General features: G+C 72.9%; 23 protein-coding genes. 11 read left to right on the forward strand and 12 right to left on the reverse strand.

Annotation, left to right across the window (positions count from 1 at the left end):
- Nucleotides 1-30: 30 nt before the first annotated feature.
- Nucleotides 31-1,689, reverse strand: a complete 1,659-nt coding sequence (locus V3N99_10440) for an FAD-binding dehydrogenase (GenBank protein ID MEO3937163.1) — start codon at nt 1,687-1,689, stop codon at nt 31-33.
- Nucleotides 1,690-1,749: 60 nt separating this feature from the next.
- Between V3N99_10440 and V3N99_10445 the strand changes: the two genes are divergently transcribed.
- From V3N99_10445 to thpR, 3 genes are all read left to right on the forward strand, one after another.
- The gene (locus V3N99_10445; protein MEO3937164.1) at nt 1,750-2,388 is read left to right on the forward strand and encodes a DUF998 domain-containing protein; all 639 of its coding nucleotides are present in this window, start codon (nt 1,750-1,752) and stop codon (nt 2,386-2,388) included.
- A gap of 61 nt (nt 2,389-2,449) precedes the next feature.
- Nucleotides 2,450-4,021 (forward strand): metallophosphoesterase, encoded by a 1,572-nt coding sequence (locus tag V3N99_10450; protein ID MEO3937165.1) that lies wholly within the window; start codon nt 2,450-2,452, stop codon nt 4,019-4,021.
- Between the two features lie 141 nt (nt 4,022-4,162).
- Nucleotides 4,163-4,789 (forward strand): RNA 2',3'-cyclic phosphodiesterase, encoded by a 627-nt coding sequence (gene thpR / locus V3N99_10455; protein MEO3937166.1) that lies wholly within the window; start codon nt 4,163-4,165, stop codon nt 4,787-4,789.
- A 17-nt stretch (nt 4,790-4,806) separates the two neighbouring features.
- Here the strand turns inward: thpR and V3N99_10460 are convergent, their stop codons facing one another.
- Together V3N99_10460 and V3N99_10465 are read right to left on the reverse strand one after the other, a co-directional pair.
- The gene (locus V3N99_10460) at nt 4,807-5,475 is read right to left on the reverse strand and encodes a response regulator (protein MEO3937167.1); all 669 of its coding nucleotides are present in this window, start codon (nt 5,473-5,475) and stop codon (nt 4,807-4,809) included.
- Nucleotides 5,476-5,537: 62 nt separating this feature from the next.
- Nucleotides 5,538-7,172 (reverse strand): sensor histidine kinase, encoded by a 1,635-nt coding sequence (locus V3N99_10465; GenBank protein ID MEO3937168.1) that lies wholly within the window; start codon nt 7,170-7,172, stop codon nt 5,538-5,540.
- Nucleotides 7,173-7,273: 101 nt separating this feature from the next.
- Between V3N99_10465 and V3N99_10470 the strand changes: the two genes are divergently transcribed.
- Entirely contained in the window at nt 7,274-8,674 is a 1,401-nt protein-coding gene (locus V3N99_10470; GenBank protein MEO3937169.1) for a cation:dicarboxylase symporter family transporter, read from the forward strand.
- A gap of 325 nt (nt 8,675-8,999) precedes the next feature.
- Here V3N99_10470 and V3N99_10475 read toward each other — a convergent pair whose 3' ends face one another.
- Both V3N99_10475 and V3N99_10480 read right to left on the reverse strand, forming a co-directional pair.
- Nucleotides 9,000-9,875 (reverse strand): hypothetical protein, encoded by an 876-nt coding sequence (locus V3N99_10475; GenBank protein ID MEO3937170.1) that lies wholly within the window; start codon nt 9,873-9,875, stop codon nt 9,000-9,002.
- A 5-nt stretch (nt 9,876-9,880) separates the two neighbouring features.
- Nucleotides 9,881-10,240: an ABC transporter permease gene (locus V3N99_10480; protein MEO3937171.1), complete on the reverse strand. Its 360-nt coding sequence runs from the start codon at nt 10,238-10,240 to the stop codon at nt 9,881-9,883.
- 151 nt (nt 10,241-10,391) lie between these two features.
- Between V3N99_10480 and V3N99_10485 the strand changes: the two genes are divergently transcribed.
- Together V3N99_10485 and V3N99_10490 are read left to right on the forward strand one after the other, a co-directional pair.
- Nucleotides 10,392-11,030: a GntR family transcriptional regulator gene (locus V3N99_10485; protein ID MEO3937172.1), complete on the forward strand. Its 639-nt coding sequence runs from the start codon at nt 10,392-10,394 to the stop codon at nt 11,028-11,030.
- Nucleotides 11,027-12,367, forward strand: coding sequence for an MFS transporter (locus V3N99_10490; GenBank protein MEO3937173.1), 1,341 nt, complete (start codon nt 11,027-11,029; stop codon nt 12,365-12,367). The genes V3N99_10485 and V3N99_10490 overlap by 4 nt, the downstream gene beginning before the upstream one ends.
- A 263-nt stretch (nt 12,368-12,630) precedes the next feature.
- On the opposite strand, the gene V3N99_10495 is transcribed toward V3N99_10490, so the two are convergent.
- The gene (locus V3N99_10495) at nt 12,631-12,927 is read right to left on the reverse strand and encodes an EthD family reductase (GenBank protein ID MEO3937174.1); all 297 of its coding nucleotides are present in this window, start codon (nt 12,925-12,927) and stop codon (nt 12,631-12,633) included.
- 93 nt (nt 12,928-13,020) lie between these two features.
- Here V3N99_10495 and V3N99_10500 point away from each other — a divergent pair, with 93 nt between their 5' ends.
- From V3N99_10500 to V3N99_10515, 4 genes are all read left to right on the forward strand, one after another.
- Entirely contained in the window at nt 13,021-13,563 is a 543-nt protein-coding gene (locus V3N99_10500) for a class I SAM-dependent methyltransferase (protein MEO3937175.1), read from the forward strand.
- A 22-nt stretch (nt 13,564-13,585) separates the two neighbouring features.
- Nucleotides 13,586-13,990, forward strand: a complete 405-nt coding sequence (locus V3N99_10505) for a pilus assembly protein CpaE (protein ID MEO3937176.1) — start codon at nt 13,586-13,588, stop codon at nt 13,988-13,990.
- Nucleotides 13,991-13,995: 5 nt separating this feature from the next.
- Entirely contained in the window at nt 13,996-14,871 is an 876-nt protein-coding gene (locus V3N99_10510; GenBank protein MEO3937177.1) for a hypothetical protein, read from the forward strand.
- Between the two features lie 208 nt (nt 14,872-15,079).
- Nucleotides 15,080-15,565 (forward strand): heme-degrading domain-containing protein, encoded by a 486-nt coding sequence (locus tag V3N99_10515; protein ID MEO3937178.1) that lies wholly within the window; start codon nt 15,080-15,082, stop codon nt 15,563-15,565.
- A 26-nt stretch (nt 15,566-15,591) separates the two neighbouring features.
- On the opposite strand, the gene V3N99_10520 is transcribed toward V3N99_10515, so the two are convergent.
- The 3 genes from V3N99_10520 to V3N99_10530 all read right to left on the reverse strand — a co-directional run bounded on the left by V3N99_10520 (nt 15,592) and on the right by V3N99_10530 (nt 18,565).
- Nucleotides 15,592-16,401 carry a vWA domain-containing protein gene (locus tag V3N99_10520; GenBank protein ID MEO3937179.1) on the reverse strand — a complete coding sequence of 270 codons (810 nt, stop codon included), beginning with the start codon at nt 16,399-16,401 and terminating at the stop codon, nt 15,592-15,594.
- A gap of 119 nt (nt 16,402-16,520) precedes the next feature.
- Nucleotides 16,521-17,453 carry a MoxR family ATPase gene (locus V3N99_10525; protein MEO3937180.1) on the reverse strand — a complete coding sequence of 311 codons (933 nt, stop codon included), beginning with the start codon at nt 17,451-17,453 and terminating at the stop codon, nt 16,521-16,523.
- On the reverse strand, nt 17,450-18,565 hold the full coding sequence (locus V3N99_10530; protein ID MEO3937181.1) for an NDMA-dependent alcohol dehydrogenase: 1,116 nt from the start codon (nt 18,563-18,565) through the stop codon (nt 17,450-17,452). Before V3N99_10530 ends, V3N99_10525 begins: the two co-directional genes overlap by 4 nt.
- A gap of 207 nt (nt 18,566-18,772) precedes the next feature.
- Between V3N99_10530 and V3N99_10535 the strand changes: the two genes are divergently transcribed.
- Nucleotides 18,773-20,074 (forward strand): multidrug effflux MFS transporter, encoded by a 1,302-nt coding sequence (locus V3N99_10535; protein ID MEO3937182.1) that lies wholly within the window; start codon nt 18,773-18,775, stop codon nt 20,072-20,074.
- Here the strand turns inward: V3N99_10535 and V3N99_10540 are convergent.
- From V3N99_10540 to V3N99_10550, 3 genes are read right to left on the reverse strand one after another with little or no spacing between them, the layout of a single operon-like run.
- A complete protein-coding gene (locus tag V3N99_10540; protein MEO3937183.1) occupies nt 20,064-20,495 on the reverse strand; it encodes a VOC family protein in 432 nt (143 codons plus the stop codon). The two genes, V3N99_10535 and V3N99_10540, sit on opposite strands and share 11 nt — an antisense overlap.
- A gap of 48 nt (nt 20,496-20,543) precedes the next feature.
- On the reverse strand, nt 20,544-21,326 hold the full coding sequence (locus V3N99_10545; GenBank protein ID MEO3937184.1) for a DUF1295 domain-containing protein: 783 nt from the start codon (nt 21,324-21,326) through the stop codon (nt 20,544-20,546).
- 26 nt (nt 21,327-21,352) lie between these two features.
- Nucleotides 21,353-22,687: a class I SAM-dependent methyltransferase gene (locus tag V3N99_10550; protein MEO3937185.1), complete on the reverse strand. Its 1,335-nt coding sequence runs from the start codon at nt 22,685-22,687 to the stop codon at nt 21,353-21,355.
- Nucleotides 22,688-22,693: the final 6 nt, after the last annotated feature.

Below are 22,693 nucleotides of genomic sequence, written 5' to 3' on the forward strand. Positions count from 1 at the left end.
CCGCCACTCCCCGGCCCACTTGACGGGGGGTCAGCCGAGGGCGGCGGCCGCCGCCCGGCCCGCAGTCCGGCCCGAGAAGAGGCAGCCGCCGAGGAAGGTGCCCTCGAGCGAGCGGTAGCCGTGCACCCCGCCGCCGCCGAAGCCGGCGACCTCGCCCGCGGCATACAGGCCGGGGACCGGGGTGCCGTCGGCACGGAGCACGCGGGCCTCGAGGTCGGTCTGCAGGCCGCCGAGCGACTTGCGGGTGACGACCGACAGGCGCACCGCGATGAGCGGCCCGTGGGCGGGGTCGAGCAGGCGGTGCGGGGTGGCGACCCGACTAAGGCGGTCGCCGCGGTAGGTGCGCGCGCCGTGGATCGCGGTCACCTGCGCGTCCTTGCTGTAGCGGTTGCCCATCTCGCGGTCGCGCTCGACCACCTGCCGCTCGACGTGGCCCGGGTCGAGCGGGGCGTCGGGGGTCAGCGCGTTCATCTTGGCCACGAGCTCGCCGATCGTGTCGGCCTGCACGAAGTCGACCCCGTGGTCGAGGAACGCCTGCACGGGCGCCGGCGCCCCGGGCCGCACCCGACCCAGCACCTGGGTGAGGGACCGGTCGGTGAGGTCGGGATTCTGCTCCGAGCCCGAGAGGGCGAACTCCTTCTCGATGATCGAGCGGGTCAGCACGAACCACGAGTGGTCGTGCCCCGTGCCGCGCAGGTGCGCGAGGGTGCCGAGGGTGTCGAAGCCGGGGAAGAGCGGCGGCGGCAGCCGGTCACCGTTGCCGTCGAGCCAGAGCGAGCTCGGGCCGGGCAGGATGCGGATGGCGTGGCTCGGCCAGATCGGGTCCCAGTTGTGCACCCCCTCGACGTAGTGCCACATGCGGTCGCCGTTGATGACGTGCCCGCCGGCGCGCTCGCTGATCGACAGCATCCGGCCGTCGACGTGGGTCGGCACCCCGGTGACCATCCGCTCGGGTGGGCGGCCCAGCCGCGACGGCCACGCGGCGCGCACGAGGTCGTGGTTGCCGCCGATGCCACCGGAGGTGACCAGCGTGACCCCCGCAGTGAGCGAGAAGTCGCCGACGCCCTCGCGCGAGGTGGTCACCCCGCGGGGCTGTGTCGCCGGGGCGAGCAGGGTGCCGCGGACCCCGGTGACCGTGCCCCCCTGCACGAGCAGCTCGTCGACCTGGTGACGGAAGGCGAAGCGCAGCAGGCCGTCGCGCTCGGCCTGCACGGCGCGCCGCACGAAGGGCTCGACGACGCCCGGGCCGGTGCCCCAGGTGACGTGGAAGCGCGGCACGGAGTTGCCGTGGCCGCCGGCGCGGCCGTCTCCGCGCTCGGCCCAGCCGACCAGGGGAAACCAGCGCATTCCCTTGTCGTGCAGCCAGGCCCGCTTCTCACCCGCCGCGAAGTCGACGTAGGCGCGCGCCCACAGCCCGGGCCAGTGGTCCTCGGGCCGGTCGAAGCCGGCCGTTCCCTGCCAGTCCTGCCAGGCCAGCTCGGCCGAGTCCTTGATGCCCATCCGCCGCTGCTCGGGCGAGTCGACGAGGAAGAGCCCGCCGAAGGACCAGAACGCCTGGCCGCCCAGGTTGGCCCGAGACTCCTGCTCGACGACCAGCACCCGCCGGCCCCGGTCGGTGAGCTCGGTGGCCGCCACGAGACCCGCGAGGCCCGCTCCGACGACGATCGCGTCCGCATCTGTGTCGTGCATGGCGCGAGACTACGGCGGCCGGCTGGCCGACGCCTCATACGGGTGTGCTAGACGTATGGAGTGACCGCTCACCCTCCTGCTCGCCTGCGCCCCGCCCCCGGGTGGACGGTGCTCTCCGCTGCGGTGGCGCCGGTCGCCCTGATGACGGGCTGGCTCGCGGCGGGGTCGGCGACCCCGGGCTACGACCCTGTGCGGTCGTCGGTGAGCGCGCTCGCCGCCGGTGACCTGCCGAACCGGTGGATCATGACCCTCGCCCTCGTGGTCACCGGCCTCGCCTACCTGGTGACGGCGGTCGGCCTGCGGACGGCCGACGGTGCCGGACGCGGCCTGCTCGGGCTCGGCGGGGTCGCCACCTTGATCATGGCGTGGATCCCCAACGCGCACGCGGCCCACAACAGCCTCGGGCACATGATCCCCAGCTACATCGCCTTCGTGTCGCTGTCGATCTGGTCGGCGGTCGTGGCCCGCAACGTGCCCGGGGCACCGGCCGTGCTCCGGCCCCGCTTCGGCCAGGTGACGGCGGTCGTGCTGTTCCTGCTCTTCATCGTGCTCGTCGCCGACATCGTCACGGGCGGCGCGACCCTCGGGCTGCGCGAGCGGGTGCTGCTGACGGCCCAGTCGGTCGTGCCGCTGGTCGTCACGCTGGGCGTGGTGCGGCTGCGCAGCCCCGCTCTGCCGGAGCCGGCCTTCCAGGCCTGACCTCGTGGACCCTGGTCGGCCCGGAGAGGTCCGCGGGCGCCGCGCGACTCAGGCCCGCACGGTGGGCCGCTGGGTGGGCGCCGTGGTGCGGTGGGTCGCGATCGTCGCTGCCTGCTACCTCGGGGGTGTGGCGGCGACGAACCTCGCCCCGACCACCGTCGAGACCACCAACTACTCGGCCACGATCCGCCTGTCGCCCGTGCCCACCCGCACCGCGGTGCTCCACAGCCCCACGATCGTGGGTGACGTCGACCTGGGCTTCCGCTCGCCCGTCATCGCCCCCGGCATCGAGGTCTCCGCTTCGGTCAAGGACACGATCACGTCGGTCTTCACCAGCCGCGACATCGACATCGCCACCCTGCAACCGAGCCCGGACGAGATCTCGACCGCCCTGGCCGCGGCCGCGCAGGGCGTGGGATGGCGGTTCGTCTCGGGCGCGGGCGTGGTGGCCCTGGCTCTCTCGCTCGCCCTGCACTACTCGAGGTGGCGTCGCCGCTCCGACCTGCGCCACCTCGGCATCGTGCTCAGCGCCCTGCTCGTCGCCTGCCTGGCCACCGGCGGCGGGATCGTCGTGACCTACCGCCAGTCGACCTTCGAGAGCTTCCGCACGACCGGGCTGCTGCTGCAGGTGGAGCGCAACCGGGCCCTGCTGCAGGACATCTCGTCCCGCTCGTCTCAGATCACCCCCTACGTGCTCAACCTGCTGGCCCTGTCGAAGTCGCTGCAGGAGAACCTCGTGCCGGCCGACCTCAACCAGGAGGTCTCGACCCGCGTGCTGCTGGTCTCCGACGTGCACGGTCAGAACCAGTACGGCCTGATGCGCTCGATCATCGACGCCGAGCAGATCGACGCGGTGATCGACACCGGTGACCTGGTCAACTTCGGCACGGTCACCGAGGCCGACGCGGCTGGTGTCTTCTCGGGAATCAAGTCCCTCGGGGTGCCCTACATCTTCACCACCGGCAACCACGACCAGTCGTCGCCCACTGACCGGGCGCTGCGCGACCGGATGGGCCGGGTCCCCAACGTCGTGCTGCTCCAGCCGAGCGAGACGGCATACACGACCTATCTGCTGCACGGGCTGCGAGTGGCCGGCTTCGACGACCCGCGCTACTTCGGCGACGACGCGATGGACACCGACCGGAAGCAGCAGCCGGCCGTCGACGCGTTCAACCGGTCGATGGCCGACCAGCCGGTGCCCGACGTGGTCGTGGCCCACGAGCCGGGCGCGGCGGCCGGGGCCGACCGGGCTCAGGTGCGCGTCAACGGGCACCTGCACACGGCCGCCATCGACGGCAGCCGGATCACCGTGGGGACCTTCACCGGGGGCGGCGTCGTCTCGCACTACGTCGAGGAGCCGGACGGCGAGCTGCGCGGCCAGCCCTACGCCTTCGACATCGCGGCCTTCGACACCTCGTGCCGGCTGGCCACGCTCACCCGCTACGAGTACCGCAACCTGCTCGAAGGGGCCCCGGTCTACGACAACGTCACCGTCGTCAACGGCGCCACCATCCAGACCGCCCGGCAGGCGGGGGCAGCCGAGCGCAGCTGCTCCGCCGCCGACCCCCCCGAGCAGATCCCGGTGCCACTGGTCCCCGCCGACACCCCGGCGGTCGACGCGACCACCCAGTAACCAGCGCCATCCACCCACCCCTGACATCGCGTTCCGAACAAGGGAAACCCGCCGTTCGGCGGGTCGGACGCCGTCAGAACAGCGGGTCGGAACGCGGAACTGGGTGGCTGGGGCGGGGCGGGCGGAGGCAGAATCAGGCCCATGGGTCAGAGGATGTTCGTCGCCGTCGTGCCGCCCGACGAGGTCGTCGAGCACCTCGAGGAGTTCCTCGAGCCACGCCGGGACCACGGGATGCCGTGGATCCACCCCGGGCAGTGGCACGTCACCCTCGCGTTCATGGAGTCGGTCGGGGCGGCCGCCGAGCTCGAGCTGGAGGAGCGGCTCGCCGACGCGGCGGGCCGGCGGCGGCCGATGACGGTGCGCCTCGCCGGAGCCGGCACCTTCCCCGATCCCGTTGCGGCGCGGGTGATCTGGCTGGGGTTACAGGATGGCGACGACGCCAACGATGCGGCCGGTGGGCCGCTCGGCGAGCTGCACCGCCTTGCGGTCAACGTGCGGGCCGCCGCCTCCACCTCGGGCGCCCCCGTGGACGGCAAGCCCTTCCACCCGCACCTGTCCCTGGCCCGGCTCAAGCGGCCCGTCGAGGCCACCCGCTGGCTGCGGGTCCTCGACACCTACCGCGGCCCGGCGTGGCAGGTCGACGAGGTCGAGCTCATCGCCTCGCACCTGCACGAGGGCCCGAGCCGCCGACCGCGGCACGAGACGGTGAGCCGTTTCGCCCTCGGGGAAGACGCCCGACGCGGAGCCCGGGGCACCTGGGCCGGCTGACGACCGCTGACGACCGCTCAGGCCGGCGGCTTCCACCGGTACTCCACCTCGGGCCGACCGTTGCCCGTGTGCCGTGAGGCCCTCGTCGCGAGCCCCGACTCGGCGAGGTGCTCGAGATAGCGCCGGGCCGTCACGCGGGCAACCCCGACCGCGTCGCCGACCTCGCTGGCCGAGGCGGCGCCCCGGTCGCGCACGGCCCCGAGCACGCGGCCCCAGACGTCTTCGGCGAGACCCTTGGGCAACGGGTTCGCGCCCGTGTGCCGCACGCCGGCCATGACCGCGTCGACGTCGCCCTGGGTCGCGACCACCTCCTGCCCGCCGGTGCGGTCACGGAAGGCGCGGTAGCCCTCGAGCCGGTCGCGCAGCATGGCGAAGACGAAGGGCTTGAGGAGGTACTGCACCACCCCGAGCGACACCGCGGCGCGCACCACCTCGAGGTCGCGGGCCGACGTCACCGCCACGACGTCGGCGAGCAGACCCTGCGACCGCATGGCCCGCACCACGTCGAGGCCGTGCCCATCGGGCAGGTGCATGTCGAGCAGGACGAGGTCGACGGACTCGGTCGCCAGCAACCGCAACGCATCTCGGCCGGTGTGCACCGCACCGACGACGGTGAAGCCGGGCACCCGCCTGACGTAGGCCGTGTGTGCCGCCGCCGCGATCGGCTCGTCCTCGACCACGAGCACCGTCAAGTCAGGTCGCGCCTCCGGCGCGGTGGGCTCTCGGACGCCGCCCGGTGGCTGCTCGCTCACGGGACCGGCCCGACGCCGGCCGCCGCCAGTGGCAGCCGCACCGTCCACGTCGCACCGGGGGGCTCCGACACCGACACCGTGCCACCGAGCCGGCTCGTGCACTGCTGCACGAGGGCGAGCCCGAGACCCCGGCCGGCGGAGCCGTCGGGCGTCGGCTTCGACGACCAGCCGCGGGTGAAGGCGCGTGCAGTCTGCTGCGCGTCGAGGCCGGGGCCGTTGTCGCTGACCTCGAGCACGCATGCACCCGGCTCGAGGTGGGCGGTGAAGCCGACCCGGCCCTGCGGCATACCGGCGACGGCGTCGAGGGCGTTGTCGAGCAGGTTGCCGACGATCGTGACGAGGTCGCGGGCCGGGGCGAGGCCGCCGGGGACCCGCGTCGAGGCCTGCACGCGGAAGTCGACGCCCCGCTCGCTGGCCTGCGCCGCCTTCCCCAGCAACAGGGCCGTGAGGGCGGGCTCGCCCACCGCGGCCACGAAGTCGTCCGTCAGTCGCTGGGACGAGGTCAGCTCGTCGGTGGCGAAGCGCAGGGCCTCGGCGGTGCGGCCGAGCTCGATGAGCGAGATGACCGTGTGCAGCCGGTTGGCCGCCTCGTGCGCCTGCGAGTGCAGCGCGTCGGCGAGGCCGCGGGCCGAGTCGAGCTCACCCGTCAGCGCCTCGAGGTCGGTCCGGTCGCGCAGGGTCGTGACGGTGCCGAGGTCACGGCCCTCCCACCGGGCGCGCGCCTGGTTCAGCACGAGCACCCGGGCCGCCGTGACGTGCAGCTCGTCGGTGCGCGGCTCGCCGCTCGCGAGCGCGCCGGCGAGGTCGGGGGCCAGACCGAGGTCGCCCACCGGCCGCCCCACCGGGTCGACCTCGCCGTCGAGGCCGAGCAGGCGCCTGCCCTCGTCGTTGACCAGCCCCACCCGTCCGTCGTGGTCGACGAGCACGAGACCCTCGCGCACGGCGTGCAGGACGGCGTCGTAGTAGTCGTACATCCGGCGCAGCTCGGAGCTGTTCATCCCGTGCGTCTGCCGGCGCACGTGCCGGGCGACCAGCCAGGTGCCGAGCCCGGCGAAGGCGGCGACGAGCAGCCCCGCGAGCAGCAGACCGGGCACCTGCGCGGCGACCTGGTCGCTGACCGCCGTGAGCCCGATGCCCACCGCGACGAGCGCGACGACCGGGCGCCCGCGCTCGCCCCCGGCGAAGACCGGCACGACCGCACGGGTCGACGGCCCGAGGGTGCCGGGGTAGTCCTCCACGACCTCGCCCCCCGCGAGCGCCTCGGCGGTGTGACCGACGAAGGCGCCGCCGATCTTGGTCGGGTCGGGGTGGGTGAAGCGGGTGCCCTGCGGGTTCATGATCGTGATGAAGTCGGTGTCGGTCTCGCGGCGCACTCGCTCGGCATACGGCTGGAGCACCGCTGTCACGGCCGACCGGTCCGCGCCGGTGACCGCCCTGACGACGTAGGGGTCGGAGGCGAGGGTGCTCGCGACCGCGAGCACCCGCTGGCGGGCCTGCTCCTGGGTGGCGGCACGGGCCTGCACGTAGGCCCCCACGAGACCGCCGGCGACGACGATCGCGGCGACGACGACCTGCAGACCGAGGATCTGGCTCGCGAGCGACCACCGACGCGGCGCGAACTCTATGAACACAACAGTGACCCTACGTCGCAGGCGCGGCATCGTTCACCCACAGAGAGCCTCCGACCACCCGCCGGCGGCCCCGCATCTGCAAAGGAGCACATGTGTCCACGGTGACCAGGACCTCAGGCCCGGATGACGGCGCACCCGTCGCGTCGGAGCCGCGCACGGACAAGACCCGCTTCCTCTACCTCGCGGTCATCGCCGCGGTGGTGCTCGGCGTGATCGTCGGTTTCCTCTTCCCGACCTTCGCCGTCCAGCTGAAGTGGATGGGGACGCTCTTCGTCAACCTCGTCAAGATGATGATCTCGCCGATCATCTTCTGCACGATCGTGCTCGGCATCGGCTCGGTGCGTAAGGCCGCCAGCGTCGGCAAGGTCGGCGGGCTCGCCCTCGGGTACTTCATCACCATGTCGACCGTCGCCCTCGGCATCGGCCTGGTCGTGGGCAACATCATCAAGCCGGGCGAGTCGCTCCAGCTGACCGAGGCGGTGCGCAGCTCGGGCCAGAAGCAGGTCGCCGGAGCGGCCGAGGGCACCGTCGACTTCCTGCTGGGGATCATCCCGACCACCCTGGTCTCGGCCCTCACTGCCGGCTCGGTGCTGCAGGCCCTGCTCGTCGCCCTGCTCGTGGGCTTCGCCCTCCAGATGATGGGCCGGGCGGCTGACCCGGTCCTCGGAGGCATCCGCCACCTCGAGGGCCTCGTCTTCAAGGTCATGGCCATGGTCATGTGGGTCGCCCCGGTCGGTGCCTTCGGTGCCATGGCGGCCATCGTCGGCGCAACCGGTGTAGGAGCCCTCAAGAGCCTCGGGCTGCTGATGCTCGCCTTCTACCTCACCTGCGCGATCTTCGTCTTCGGGGTCCTGGGCACCATCTTGCGGATGGTCACCGGCGTCAGCGTCTTCCGTCTCTTCCGCTATCTGGGAACAGAGTTCCTGCTCATCCTCTCGACGTCGTCGTCCGAGTCGGCGCTGCCCCGGGTCATCGCCAAGATGGAGCACCTCGGCGTGCAGCGCTCGACCGTCGGCATCAGCATCCCGACCGGCTACTCCTTCAACCTCGACGGCACCGCCATCTACCTGACGATGGCCTCGCTCTTCATCGCCGAGGCGCTCAAGAAGCCGTTCTCCATCGGTGAGCAGCTCGGGCTGCTGGTCTTCATGGTCATCGCCAGCAAGGGGGCCGCGGGGGTCTCCGGCGCCGGGCTGGCCACGCTGGCCGGCGGCCTGCAGAGCCACCGCCCCGACCTCGTCGACGGTGTCGGCTTCATCGTGGGCATCGACCGCTTCATGTCGGAGGCCCGGGCGCTGACCAACTTCGCCGGCAACTCCATCGCCTGCGTGCTCGTCGGCCAGTGGACCAGCACCATCGACATGGACCAGGTGGAGCGGGTGCTGTCGGGCCAGGACCCCTTCGACGAGCGGATGATCGGGATGGTCCACGACGGCGAGCCCGCCGAGCCCCGCGAGCGCGCCGAGCCCGTCGGAGCCCGGGAGCCGCAGCCCGTCGGCTGAGCCGGGGCCGCCGGCGGAATCGCCGTCGAGACCCCCTGCCGGAGTCGGGGGTCGTCCACACCTAGGCCACAGCGGGCGACGTCACGGCCACGCTCACCGTGCACGACAGCGAGGGTGGCACGGCGACCGCTCCGGCGATCGTGCACGTCACCGACGCGGGGCCGCCGACACCCATCGACCCTGGTCGGCGGAGCCCGCACCGGAGGCGTGCACGGCATGGGCGCCGACGGCGACCAGCGCCACTGCCAGCCCCGTGGCCGTGCGCCGCACCCAGGCGCCGCCGAGCCGGGAAATGCGAGCCGACCGACGCCAGGCCGTGAGTGACTCAGGCACTGGTCGTCGCGGTCGCCGCCGCGCCGCCACCGTTCGCGCCGCCTCCGCTGTTCGCCCCGCCCCCAGCACCACCCGAGCCACCGGCACCGCCACGACCGAAGGTGCAGGCCCCGTCGACCGCGGGTCGCAGGCTGAGCGAGGTCGCGGCCACGGAGCCGGTGTCGTCGGCCTTGCCCACGGCGGTCACGCACTCACCGACGGTGACGTCGCTGGCCGCGCCCTTCTCGACCACGGTCCAGGTCGTCGCGGCCGTCACCGCCACAGCGACCGGGGCGGCGGTCGTCGGGCTCGGGGTGGCGGTGGCGCCCGCGGCCCGGATGAAGGGCACGACCGTCAGGGCCGAGCCCTGCACTGCGCTCACCGTGCCCACGATCCCGGCAGCACCGCCGCCGTGACCCCGCCCACCACCGGAGCCGGCTCCGGCTCCCGCGCCGAAAGCGTTGGTGCGGCACGCGCCCCGGACGGGCTGGCTGACCGTGACCGCCGTCGCGGTCACCGATGACGACGTCGCCCCCGAGTCGTCGCGGACCAGGACGCAGGAGCCCACCGCGGCCGACGAGGCCGAGCCGGCAACGGTCTTGGTGACGGGCGTGGACGACGAGAAGGTCACCGCGGTCTGCTCCGTGCGGGTCTGCACCTGCATCGTCCCGCCGCTCACCGCGGCGACGAGCCCCGTCGTGACGGGAGTGCGGCGGGCCGCCGCGCCCCCCCGCGCGCTGGGCGTGCCACCAGCGGTCGGGGCCGTCGTCGCCCCTCCCGTCGTCGTAGCCTTGCCGCCGCAGGCCGACAGCAGGAGCGCCACGGCGAGGGTGGCGGTCGCCTTCGCGACAGCCGTGGTGGTGGAGGGGGTGGAGGTGAGGCGCTTCATACGAGTCACTCGTTTCTCAGGGCGTCGATGGGGGGCAGACGGGCGGCACGGTTGGCGGGGTGGACCCCCGCGCCGATGCCGATGACGAGGGAGACGACGAGCGCAGCGAGGGCCGCGAGCGCCGAGATCGTGACGGGCTGGGAGATGATGCGGGGCAGGACGGCGGCGCCGAGGTAGCCCAGGCCGAGACCGAGGACGCCTCCGGCGAGGCCCAGCAGGCTCGCCTCGACGAGGAACTGGCGCAGGATCACCCGCGGGGTGGCGCCCAGCGCCTTGCGCAGGCCGATCTCGCGGATCCGCTCGGAGCCCCCCCACGACGAGCACCGACGTGCGGCGCACCCCTCGACGACCGGCCATGTCGCCACCCCTCGCATCACCCGGCGGGCACGTGCTGCCCACCGGCGACGACGGTAGGTACTCGGCATTCACTGGCCCTGTCGGGCACCTGTGGGGAGCCTGTGGTCAGGGGTCGGGTCGGCCGACCGCCCCCCGTGTTGCATCTATGCTGTACGCATCATGCCTGCGCCTCCCTCCGCCTCCACCCGCGTCTACGACCGCGTCAAGCGCGACATCCTCGACGGCCACCTGCCCGGGGGCGGCTTCGTCACCGAGGGCGAGCTGGCGACGGTGACGGGGGTCTCACGCACCCCCGTGCGGGAGGCGCTGCTCCGCCTCGAGACCGAGGGCCTCGTGCGGCTCTACCCCAAGAAGGGCGCGCTCGTCGTGCCACTGACCTCCGACGCCGCCCGCGACGTGCTGCAGGCCCGCCTCGTGATCGAGGAGTGGGCGGCTGGGGCGATGTGGCAGCGGCGCGGCGAGGTCCTCGGCGCCCTCGACGACCTCCTCGACCAGATGGAGACGGCCCGGGTCGCCGACGACGTGAGCGCCTTCGTCGGGCACGACCGTCACTTCCACGAGGTGATCGTCGCCGCGGCCGGCAACGCCGTCCTCACCGGCACCTACCAGTCGCTGCGCGACCGACAGCTGACCATCGTGGCGGCCCAGATGCGCATGTCGGGCTCCCGGCTCGACGAGGCCCTCACGGGCCACCGCGAGCTCGTCGAGCTGCTGCGCTCGGGCACGAAGGCCGCCTTCGCCAAAGCCGTGCGGCACCACGTCGAGGCGGCGATCTCCCGGATCCAGGCCGGCCGGTGAGCGCCGCATCGCCGTCGCCGAGCCCGGCCCGGCTGCACGACCTCGGCGGTCGCCGGGCGTATGCCGTGTGGGCCACCGCCCTCGGCGTCTACGTGCTCGGCATCTTCCACCGCACCTCGCTCGGTGTCGCCGGGCTCGTCGCCGCCGACCGCTTCCACATCAGCGCCGCGCAGCTGGCGACCTTCACCGTCGTGCAGCTGCTGGTCTACGCCGCGATGCAGATCCCGGTCGGCGTGCTGCTCGACCGCTACGGCTCGCGCCGTCTGCTGCTCATCGGGGTCGCGCTCATGTCCGGCGGGCAGCTGTGGTTCGCCTTCGCCGGCACCTTCGCGGTCGGCATCGGTGCGCGCGTCCTCGTGGGCGCCGGCGACGCCATGATCTTCGTCAGCGTGATGCGCATCGTCGCCCTCTGGTTCCGGGTGCGGCAGGCCCCTCTGCTCACGCAGCTCACGGGCCAGCTGGGGCAGGTCGGGGCCATCGGGGCGTCGTTCCCGCTGTCGGCGGCCCTCGCCCACCTGGGGTGGACGCGCACCTTCTCGATCGCCTCGGCCCTCGGGCTGCTGGCCGCAGCCGGCGTCATCTTCCTGGTCAAGGACTCTCCCTACGAAGGCACACCGCAGGAGCCGATCCGGGTGCGCGCGGTCGCGCAGTCCCTGCGCGAGACGTGGGGCACCCCGGGCACCCAGCTCGGGCTGTGGTCGCACTTCACCGCCCAGTTCTCCCCCACGGTCTTCACCCTGCTCTGGGGGTTCCCCTTCCTGGTCAAGGGCGAGGGGCTCTCCGCGGGCACGGCCAGCGTCGTGCTGGTGGTCATCACCCTGAGTGCGATGGTCACCGGCCCGCTGCTGGGCAAGCTCGTCGCCGACCACCCCTTCCACCGCTCGCGCTTCGTGCTGAGCATCGTCGGCGCGATCAGCGCGATGTGGACCGTCGTGCTGCTGTGGCCGGGGCGTGCTCCCCTGTGGCTGCTGGTGCTGCTCGTCGTGGTCATCGCCGTCGGCGGGCCCGGCAGCATGGTCGGGCTCGACCTCGCCCGCACCTTCAACCCCCAGCACCGCATCGGCTCGGCCCTCGGCATCGCCAACATCGGAGGCTTCGCGGCGTCGCTGCTGACGATGGCGCTGATCGGCGTGGTGCTCGACCACCTCGAGCCGCGGGGTCCGGCCTACTACGACCTCGGCGACTTCCGTTGGGCCCTGTCGGTGCAGTACCTCTTCTGGGTCGGCGGCGGCATCCAGGTGTGGCGCCACCGCCGACGCACCCGGCGCCACCTGGCCACCACCGATCCCGACGGCTTCGAGGCGCTGCGCCGCGGCGAGCCCCTCGCCCCGCGCTGACCTCTGACCGAGCCCGAGAGGAGCCCGAGAGGAGCCCGAGACGAACCGAGCGTGGTGGCACCCGGGGAAGGCACCACCACGCTCGATGCCTCACCCACAGGGGACAGGGTGAGGCGGTGCGGTCAAGGACCGCGATGCGACCAAGGACCTAGGGGGACGTCCTTGCTCGCGCTCTCACTATAGGGACGCCGGGGCCCCCTCGCGGGAGGAGTGGATAACTGGGGGTGTTTGCCCCGTAAGCGCGCTGGCCGCCGAGGGCTCGGTCAGTCGTGCTGGACGAACATCGCGGCTCCACCGTCGGCGAAGGTCGCCACGTCTGCCGCGGCGGCCTGCCCCTCGGGCGATCCGAGACCGGCACCGAGGTCGGCCTCGGAGTCGAAGGTGAGCTGGGCCATCAGGTAGTACGGCGCTGGGGTGCCGTCGAGCGAGGCGCACTTCAGCGCGGTGAACGCCCGGAGCCCGGGCATCTTCGCGGCCAGGCCGCGGTGCGTCTGCTCGTAGTGGGCGTCGAAGGCGGCGGGGTCGGTCGGGTGGCCGTAGGCCACGGTGAGGATGTGCATCCTCGCAGGATGTCACTGCGGCGACGTCCCCGACACCCGGAGGCCCACCCGCTCCCCGGGTTGCCCGTCCGGCCCCACGGGTATGACCCCCCCATGTGGTACCAGCAGCGCAAGCACGCCCTAACGATGGCGATGCTCCCGCGGCCCGAGCTGGGGCGGGTGGCCGAGCCGGGCTGCTCGCTCGGGGTGCTCACGGAGCAGCTGGCCCGCCGGGCCGACCACGTCGTCTCCGGCGACCTGGTGCCCGCCGCGGTCGATCTCGCCCGTGAGCGCCTGCACTCGGTCGAGCTGGACGAGCGGGTGACCCTGCGGCACTGGGACCTGCGCGACCTGTGGCCCGAGGGGCCCTTCGACCTCGTCGTGCTGAGCGAGGTCGTCTCCTACCTCGAGCCCGACGAGGCGCGGGACCTGCTCGACCGGGCCGTGGCCCAGCTCGCTCCCGGAGGTCACGTGCTCGCCGCCCACTGGCGACCGGTGGTGCCGGACTACCCACTGACCGGTGACCGGGCGCAGGCGATCGTGCGGGCGACGGCTGGTCTGACGGGGATCGCGTCGTACCTCGACGACGACCTGACGCTCGACCTCTTCGTGCGCGGAGAGGCACGGTCGGTGGCGACCGTCGAGGGCCTGCGCTAGCAGAGTGTGGTCAGATGGGAGCGTGCTCACGCTCGAGATGGCCCGGCAGCTGAAGGACGCGGGACTCCTCTGGTCGCCCTCGTCCGGGGACCGCTTCGTCATCCCCGTCGAGGACCTCGAGGAGCGCGTCTTCGTGCTCAGTGACGTCACGGCCGATGTCCACCGCTTCGAGACCGGTGACCTCATCGGCTTCAACGGCACGACCGAGTGGGCCCTCGACAGCATCGAGCGCGAGCGGGTCGTGTGGTTCCCCCGCGAGGACCAGCTGCGCGCACTGCTCGGCGCCGCGTTCGTGCGTCTCGAGCAGGTCAGCGGTGGGTATGCCGTGACGGCCACTGCCGCCGGTGGAGTCGACGGTCGCTTCGTCGACCTCGACGCCGAGCGCGCTTACGCCCGAGCCCTGCTCGCGCGCCTCCTCCCGGCCTGACGCGGATGGGCGCTGCCCTCGGGCTCGGCTGCGCCGTCGCGGCCTCCCTGGCATACGGGGTCGCCGCGGTGCTCGAGTCGATCGCCGCCGGCGAGACGCGCCGCAGCGCGGGGCTCGACCCACGGCTGCTCGGCCGACTCGCGCGGTCCTGGCGCTACGTGCTCGGGCTGACCCTCGACGGCCTCGCCTTCGTGCTGTGGCTGCTCGCTCTGCGCAGCCTGCCGCTGTTCCTGGTGGAGGTCGTCATCGCCGGGTCGCTGGCCGTCACGGCGGTCGCCAGCGCGGTCCTGCAGCGCACGAGGCTCAGCCGCCCGGCGGTGGTCTCCCTCGCGGTGGTGCTCGTCGGTCTGGTGCTCGTGGCGCTCTCGGCCCGCGAGGGAGCCGCCTCAGCCGTGGGCCCGGCCGTGGAGTGGGGGCTGCTGGCGGTCACCCTGGTGCTGACCGGGCTCGCGGTGCTCGCCGGTCGCGTGCCCGGCGCCCGTGGTGTCGCGGCGCTGTCGGTCGTCGCCGGCCTGGCCTTCGGCGCCACCTCGATCGCCGGCCGGCTGCTCCCCACCCCGGCCGACGGCCACGGTGTGTGGCTCCTGCTCACGCACCCCGCACTGTGGGCGCTCGCGCTCTCCGGTCTGGTGGCTCTGCTCGCCTACTCCACCGCGCTGCAACGAGGCGCGGTCACCCAGGCCACGGCCCCCCTGCTCATCGGCGAGACCCTCGTGCCCGCGGTCGTCGGGATCGCCCTGCTGGGGGACCGCACCCGTGACGGCTTCGGGCCGGTCGCGGTCGTGGGCTTCGTGCTCGCCCTCGCCGGGGCGCTCGCCCTCGCCCGGCTGGCGCAAGAGCCGACGCCGGCATCCCCGGGGGACCGCATCCTGTCCGGCTAGGGCCAATCTGTGCGAAGGCTGGGATCACGCCCAACAGGTCGAGGGGTGTCACGACGGGCGTCAGACGGCACGTCGTCCCACCCTCGACCGTCGCCCCGGAGCTGGCTAGCCCGTGAACCCCCGCAAACTGCCCATAGCCCGCGCCGCCGAGCCGACCTCCCGCTATAGGCTGAGGCCACAAGCACACTCGATCGAGGGGCAGGCGCTCGTGCCGTCAGACATCACCACGTGGCCGACGCTGACTGACCTCGAGGCGCAGGAGGAGCGGCTGTGGCTCCCCGCCCTGACGGAGGACGACGCCTACGCGCTGGGCACGTCGGCAGCCGAGTCGGCCAGGGAGCGGGGGCTGCCGATCTCGATCGGGTTGTGGCGCGGCGAGCACCAGCTCTTCCACTGCGGGCTCCCCGGGTCGACCAGGGACAACGACGAGTGGCTGCGGCGCAAGGGCCGGGTCGTCCTGCGGTTCGAGCGCTCCTCGCTGTCGATGGCGCGCCTGTGCCACGACCAGGGCATCACCCTGGCCGAGCGCTTCGCCCTGCCCGCCGACGACTACGCCGCGGCCGGGGGGGCGATCCCGCTACGGGTCCGCGGGGTCGGGGTCGTGGGCTGGTTCGGGGTCTCTGGGCTTCCCCAGCTGGAGGACCACCAGTTCGTCGTGGGGGTGCTGCTCCGCCACCTCGGAGGCGCTGCCTGAGACCTCGGGCCAGCGCCTCTCGATGGTCAGCCCAGCCAGCGGTCGAGGATCGCGGCGGCGTCACCGGCCGACGACAGCTCGGCCTGACGGGCCCCCGTGCGACGGGCCAGCTCGACGGCCTCGTCGGAGTCGTCGGCGGGCGAGAGGATGAGCAGCTCGGGGAGCCGCAGGGCTGCGGGGACGGCGTCCTGCTCGTCGGTCGAGCGACAGTCGGAGAGCAGGACGACGACCTTGCGCTGCGCCCGGGACGAGCGCAGCTGCTCGGCGGCCGCCACCAGCGCGCCGGCCAGGCCGGTCACGCCGTGCCCCCGCAGCCGCAGCACCCGGTCGACCGTCGTGGTCGGCGACGTGGGCTCGTCGAGGCGCTTGAGCACGACCGAGTCACGGGCGAAGGCGATGACGGCGTGCTCGTCGCGAGCGCGGAGAGCGCACGCGGCAGCCGTGACCGCGGCCGTGGCGAGGCGGTCACCCGACATCGAGCCCGAGCGGTCGACCACCACGACCAGGGCCAACCCGGGGCGGCCCCAGTCGCGGGCGACGAGGTCGTCGAGGGACGCCGGACGACGCTCGGCGCGGGCCGCGGCGATCGCGTCCATGGACCGGTCGATGTCGAGGTCGCCCCCGCGCGAGGCGGGGACCTCGCGCGGGCGGGCGGCGCCGCTGCGGGTGGAGCGGCCCGAGCGCACCCGGTCGAGCACCAGCAGCGGGGCCAGCCGACGAGCCGCCGCGCGCAGGGCCTCGTCGGTCGCGTTGGTCAGGTCGGCGAGCAGCACGAGGGTGCCGTCCGGGTCCTGCGCCATCGCGGCATCGAGGGCGTCACGGTCGAGCACCCCCACCTGCGGCGAGACCTCGGCGAAAGCCGGGTGCTGCGAGAGCTGGGCCCGACCGGTGGTGCGCAGGTCGGGAGCGCCGGCCTTGGGGTTCGGCCGTCGCGGGGGGCCCGCCGGCGGCGGGCTCAGGCTTCCCCCGAGCCACCACCTCGCTCGGTGTCCGATGGGTCACCCTCGTCGTCGGGGTCGGGCTGACGGCCGAAGTGCTCGACCCAGAGCGCCGTGATGACCTCCTCCGCGGTGCGGGTGCAGGCCTCCCCCAGCCGGATCCGCCCCGACAGGGCCACCAGGGCCGCGTCGAGCCCGGCCTGCCAGTCGGTGGGCGCGACGCCTCGGCGCCGGGCCAGCTCGCTGCTGATCCCCACGACGTCGATGGCGCCCCGCACCGAGGAGCCGACCCGGATGTCGTGGTGCGAGCGGGTTGCCCGCACCAGCGCGACGATGGCGGCCCGATGGTCGGCGGGGATCTCGACCCCCGCCAGCGCCGTGATGTCGTGCTCGTCCTGCGCCGACTGGTAGCCCATGACGATGCGGCAGGTGCGGTCGTGGACAGCGCCCGAGATGCGCGCCGTGCCGACGGTGTCGTAGGGGTTCATCGCGGCGACCAGCCGGAAGCCGTCATGGGCGGCGACCCGGCCGAGCCTCGGCACGTTGAGCTCGCGCTCCGACATCACCGTGAGCAGCACGTTCAGCGTCTCCTCGGGCACGCGGTTGAGCTCCTCGACGTAGAGCAGCCCACCGTCGCGCATGGCCTCGAGCAGCGGGCCGTCGACGAAGACCTCGGGCCGGTAGCCGCGCTCGAGCACGAGGGCCGGGTCGAAGTGCCCGACCAGCCGCGCGGGCGTGAGCTCGGCGTTGCCCTCGACGAGCTCGAAGGTGCTCTCCCGGTCTGCGGCCACCCGGCGCAGCAGCGTCGACTTGCCGGTGCCGGGCGGGCCCTCGAGCACGACGTGGGCGCCGCTGGCGAGTGCTGCCTCGAGCAGCTCGACCTCACGACCCCGGCCGACCACCTGGCCGGCCGGGGTGCGAGCAGAGGGACGGTCTGCAGTCGCGGTCACGGGTGCTCGTGCACCACGACCCCACGCACGTTCTTGCCGGCGAGCAGGTCGTCGTAGCCCTCCTGCACCTGGTCGAGCGTGTAGGTGCGCGTGATGATCTCGTCGAGCTTGAGGTCACCGCTCTGGTAGAGCGAGAGGATGCGCGGGATGTCGACCGTCGGGTTGCAGTCGCCGAAGAGGCTGCCCTTGATGCTCTTGCGGTAGAGGGTGAGGATCGTGCCGGGCAGCTCGATGTTCTGCTCCATCAGCTTGTTGAGCCCGGTGAGCACCACCGTGCCGCCCTTGCCGACGGCGTGGAAGCCGCCCGTCACGATCTCCGACGTCATCAGCCCGGGGGTGAGGATGGCCGAGTCGGCCATCTGACCGCGGGTCATGTCGGTGAGCGCGGCCATGGCCTCGTCGGTGCTGGCGAAGGCGTGGGTCGCCCCGAGCTCCATCGCCTTCTCGCGCTTGTTCTCCAGCGGGTCGATGGCGATGACGTTCTTGGCCCCGGCGTAGCGCGCGCCCTGCACGGCGTTGATGCCGATGCCGCCGATGCCGACGACGAGGACGGTGTCGCCGGCGCGCACGTTGGCCGTGTTGACGGCCGCGCCCCACCCGGTGGGCACGCCGCAGCCGACGAGCACGGCCTTCTCCAGGGGCAGGTCGTCGTCGACCTTGACCGCCGAGGTCTGGTGGATCACGCCGTACTGGCTGAAGGTGCCGAGCATGCACATGGCGCCGTACTGGCCCCGGGGACCGCTGATCGGCCAGCGGTCGCCGGGCAGGTTGCCCTCGAGGATCGATGCGCCCATGTCGCAGATCGACTGGCGCCCGGTGGCGCAGTAGCGGCAGGAGCCGCAGTTGGGGATGAAGGAGCAGACGACGTGGTCGCCGACCTTGACCCGGGTCACCCCGGGGCCGACCTCCTCGATGATGCCCGCACCCTCGTGACCGAGGACCATCGGCAGACGGGCCTCGAGGTCGCCGTGGGCGACGTGGACGTCGCTGTGGCACAGACCAGCGTGGGTGTAGCGGATGAGGACCTCACCCTCGCGGGGTCCGTCGAGGTCGAGCTCCTCGATCTCGATCTTCTTTCCGGCTTCGTAGACGACAGCTGCCTTGGTCTTCACGCGCGCGACTCCTTTGTCAGGCCGAGGGGACCGGGCACGCGCCCGGTCTCCTCGAGACTAGGAAAGCCGGACCGCTTGGGCACCCCCCATTCGGACAGGTGGCCGCCACGACTTGTCGGACGGGTCGGCCCAGGGCCTGGCGTAAACTGGGGGCCAGCGCAGAGTGGCGTGCCCATCGACCGCACCCGCTCTCCCACGAAGGCGTCCGTGAACCCCCCGCTGTCCGCTGCCCCCACCTGCGTCCGACAGGCCTCCCGCCCCGTCGTCGTCGCGGCCGCGCCCCCTGCCCGCACCACCCCCGACGGGCCGTCGCGCGACCGCGTGGGTCTCAGGCTCCTGCTGATCCTGGCGTTGCTCAACGCCGCCGGGCCCCTGTCGATCGACACCTACCTGTCGGCCTTCCCGCGGATGGCCCGCGACCTCGGGACGACGGCCACCTCGATCCAGCTCACCCTCACCACCTTCATGCTCGGGATCGGTGTCGGCCACCTGGTCATCGGCGCGCTCTCCGACCGGTGGGGCCGCCGGGGGCCGCTGCTCGCCTCGGTCGTCGTCTTCGGTGTGGCCGGCGCCCTGTGCGCGGTCGCCCCCTCGGTCGCCGTCCTCGTCGCCCTGCGCTTCCTGCAGGGCTTCGCCGGGTCGGCTGGGATGGTCATCGGCCGGGCCGTCGTGGCCGACTCGGTCCGGGGTCGGGCAGCCGTGCAGGCCTACAGCCTCCTGTCGATGGTGGGGGCGCTCGCCCCCGTGGTCGCCCCGGTGCTGGGGGCGTCGCTGCTGCCCGTGCTCGGCTGGCGGGGCCTGTTCTGGGGTCTGGTCGGGGTGGGCGCCCTCATGCTCCTCGCGGTCATGCTCGGTGTGCGCGAGACCCTGTCGTCCGACCGGCGCACGACGGGTGGGCTCCGCGAGACGGGACGCGTCGCCCGCGAGGTGCTCTCCTCCCGGCCCTTCCGCGGCTACACCGGGGCGGTGGTGCTGTCCTTCGGCGCGCTCTTCGCCTACGTCTCCGCGTCGCCGTTCGTGGTGCAAGGTGTGCTGGGGCTCACGCCCGGGCAGTATGCTGCCGACTTCGCCGTCAACTCGACCGCGCTGGTCATCGTTGGTGGGCTCAACGCCCGCCTCGTGCTGCACGTGCGCGCAACCCGGCTGCTGACGATCGGGCTTGTCACCCTGGCCGCGGCCGCCCTCGCCCTGCTGGGCCTGGCCGCCGCCGGCTCGACCTCGACCGGGGTCGTGCTGCCGCTGCTCTTCGTCGTCATGGCCGCGACCGCGCTCGTCTTCGCCAACGGTGTCGCGCTGGCCATGGGCAGCGTCACCACCGGCCTCGGCACCGCGTCCGCGGTCATCGGGTCGGCGCAGTTCGGCGTCGGTGCCCTCGTGTCCCCGCTCGTGGGGCTGGGCGGCGCCGACACGGCGCTGCCGATGGCGCTCGTGATGTGCGCCTGCGCCGGTGGTGCGCTGCTCAGCCTGCGCCAGACCCGCACGGCGGGGCGTCGCGGCCTCAGGCGATGACGGCGGTCAGCTCGAGGTTGATGCCGTCGGGGTCCTGGATCGACAGGATCGAGGTGCCCGAGCCGCCGAGGTCGATGACCTCGCCGTGCTCGATGCCGGCCTCATCCAGTGCTTCGGCTGCAGCGACCAGCACCCTGCGCGACTCGACGGTGAAGCTCACGTGGTCGAGGCCAGTGCGGTCGGCGTCGAAGCGGTCGCGGCCGACGGGACGCAGACCGAAGAGCGTGCCGCCGGGCATCTGGTAGACCACCCCGCCGTAGAAGCGCTGCGGGTCGCCCTCGACCCCGTCCTCACCGGAGTGCTCGCGGGCGTCGATGGCGACAGGCCACCCGAAGAGGTCGTCGTAGAAGGCCTTCGAGCGCTCGATGTCGGTGACGTTGAGACGCACGTGGGCGTAGGCGGTGCTGGTGACGAGCGGCATGCTCGGTCCTCCTGGGTCGGTGCGGGACGGGCGGGGTGAAGCGCTCCCTCAGGCCTTCTTGGGCGGCCGGGGGAAGAAGAAGCTCGTGCGCTCCATGTACTCCCGGTACCCCGGACGCTTCGACATCTCCCGCTCGAGGTGCCTGCCGCCGCTGCCGAAGACGAGGAAGTAGGTCATGACGACCGGGGACAGCACGGTCAGCACCCCGGGCCAGGCGCTGGCCGAGATGGCGAAGAGGCCCCACCAGGTGGAGGAGTCTCCGAAGTAGTTGGGGTGGCGCGTCCAGCCCCAGAGGCCGCGGTCCATGACCTTGCCCTTGTTGGAGGAGTCGGCCTTGAAGGCCGCGAGCTGGGCGTCGCCGACCGACTCGAAGGAGACCCCCAGCACCCACAGCAGGATGCCTAGGACGACGGCCCACGCGGCACCGCCACCGGCAGCGGCCGAGACCTGCAGCGGCAGCGAGACGAACCAGACCAGGAACCCCTGCAGGGCGTAGACCTTCAGGATGACGAAGAAGGTGGACTTGCCCTCCTTCATCCTGGCGTAGCGCGGGTCCTCGGGCTTGCCCTTGTTCTTGCGACCGATGTGCCACGCCAGCCGCCCGCCCCAGACGGCGACGAGCACCAGCAGCAACAGTCGGCGCCACCCCGTGCCCTGCCCGACGAGGGCGCTGACCAGGGCGACCGTGACGAAGGCCAGACCCCAGGTGACGTCGACCACGCTGACCTTGCCGGCCTTCGCCCCGACCAGACCGGTGATGGTCATGACGACGGCGACGGCGAGCACGGAGACACCGCTCACGAGGAGGAAGTTGCTGACCGAGAAGTCCATGGGCTCAGTCTCGCAGTCGCCTCGACCTAGCGGGACCAGGACGCGGGCCGCACCCACGCCAGGTCGTTGTGACCCCGCGAGTCGTTCCTCACGGCGAGGATCTGGTCGACCCCCATGCGGCCGTCACGGAAGGCCATCATGCTGCCGACGAGGTAGAGGCGCCACACGCGGGCGACCTCCTCGCCGACCATGCCGACGGCCTCGTCCCAGTTGGCCTCGAAGGTCTCGTGCCACGCCGCGATGGTGCGCACGTAGTGCTCACGCATCATGTGCACGTCGCGCACCTCGAGACCGCCGCGCTCGATGAGGTCGACCGTCTCGCCGACGGGACGCATGGTCATGTCGGGGGCGATGAACGACTCGATGAAGGGGCCGCCACCCGAGTGCCGGCCCCGACGCGACATCTGCTGCACGAGCACCCGGCCGCCGTCGACGACGTTGCGCCGCAGCACCTCGACGTAGGTCGCGTAGTTCTTCTCGCCGACGTGCTCGCCCATCTCGAGCGACGCGACCGCGCCGAAGCCGCCGTCATGCACGTCGCGGTAGTCCTGCAGCCGGATCTGCACCCGGTCCTCCAGCCCACGCTCGCGGATCCGGTTGTCGATGAAGGCCTTCTGCTCCTTGGCGATGGTCACCCCCGTGACCTGCGCGCCGAAGTGCTCGGCGGCATACAGGCTGAGGGAGCCCCAGCCGCAGCCGACGTCGAGGAAACGCATGCCGGGCTCGAGCCCGATCTTGCGGCAGACCAGGTCGAGCTTGTCGCGCTGCGCGTCCTCCACGCCGTACGCCGCGTCGTCAGAGGTCCAGTAGGCGCTGGAGTAGGCCATGTGCGGGTCGAGGATCAGCGAGTAGAAGTCGTTGCTGAGGTCGTAGTGGTGGTGGATGGCCTGCCGGTCACGCAGGGCCGAGTGCAGGCGGCCGGTGATCTTGGCCTGGCTGCCGGGGGCCGCCGGCGGGGTGCCGAGGGCACCGACCTCCCTGGCCGTGCGCACCACCGAGGCGATGAGTCCCGGGGTGGGGCGGATGCCGGTGAGGCCGCGCTGCGCAGAGACGTCCCACACGTGGGTGAGGGCGGCGCCGAGGTCGCCCTCGACGTCGATCTCGCCCGTGACGTAGGCCTGGGCCGCGCCCAGCTCACCCGGGTGCCAGATGAGCCGGCGCAGGGCGTCGGGTGAGCGCAGCACCACGTGCGGGGCGTCGTCGGGGCCGGCGGTGGAGCCGTCCCAGGCGGTGAGGTGCACCGGCAGCTCGCCACCGGCGATCGGCGCGAGCGCCCGCGCCAGGATGCCGGCCACACCATCCGCGGTGGCGGCCCGGGTCGTCGAGGGCGCAGCGGGGGCCTGCGTGTCGGTCACGGACATGGCGGG

The organism is Dermatophilaceae bacterium Soc4.6 (genome assembly GCA_039889245.1).
Lineage (GTDB): Bacteria > Actinomycetota > Actinomycetes > Actinomycetales > Dermatophilaceae > Lapillicoccus.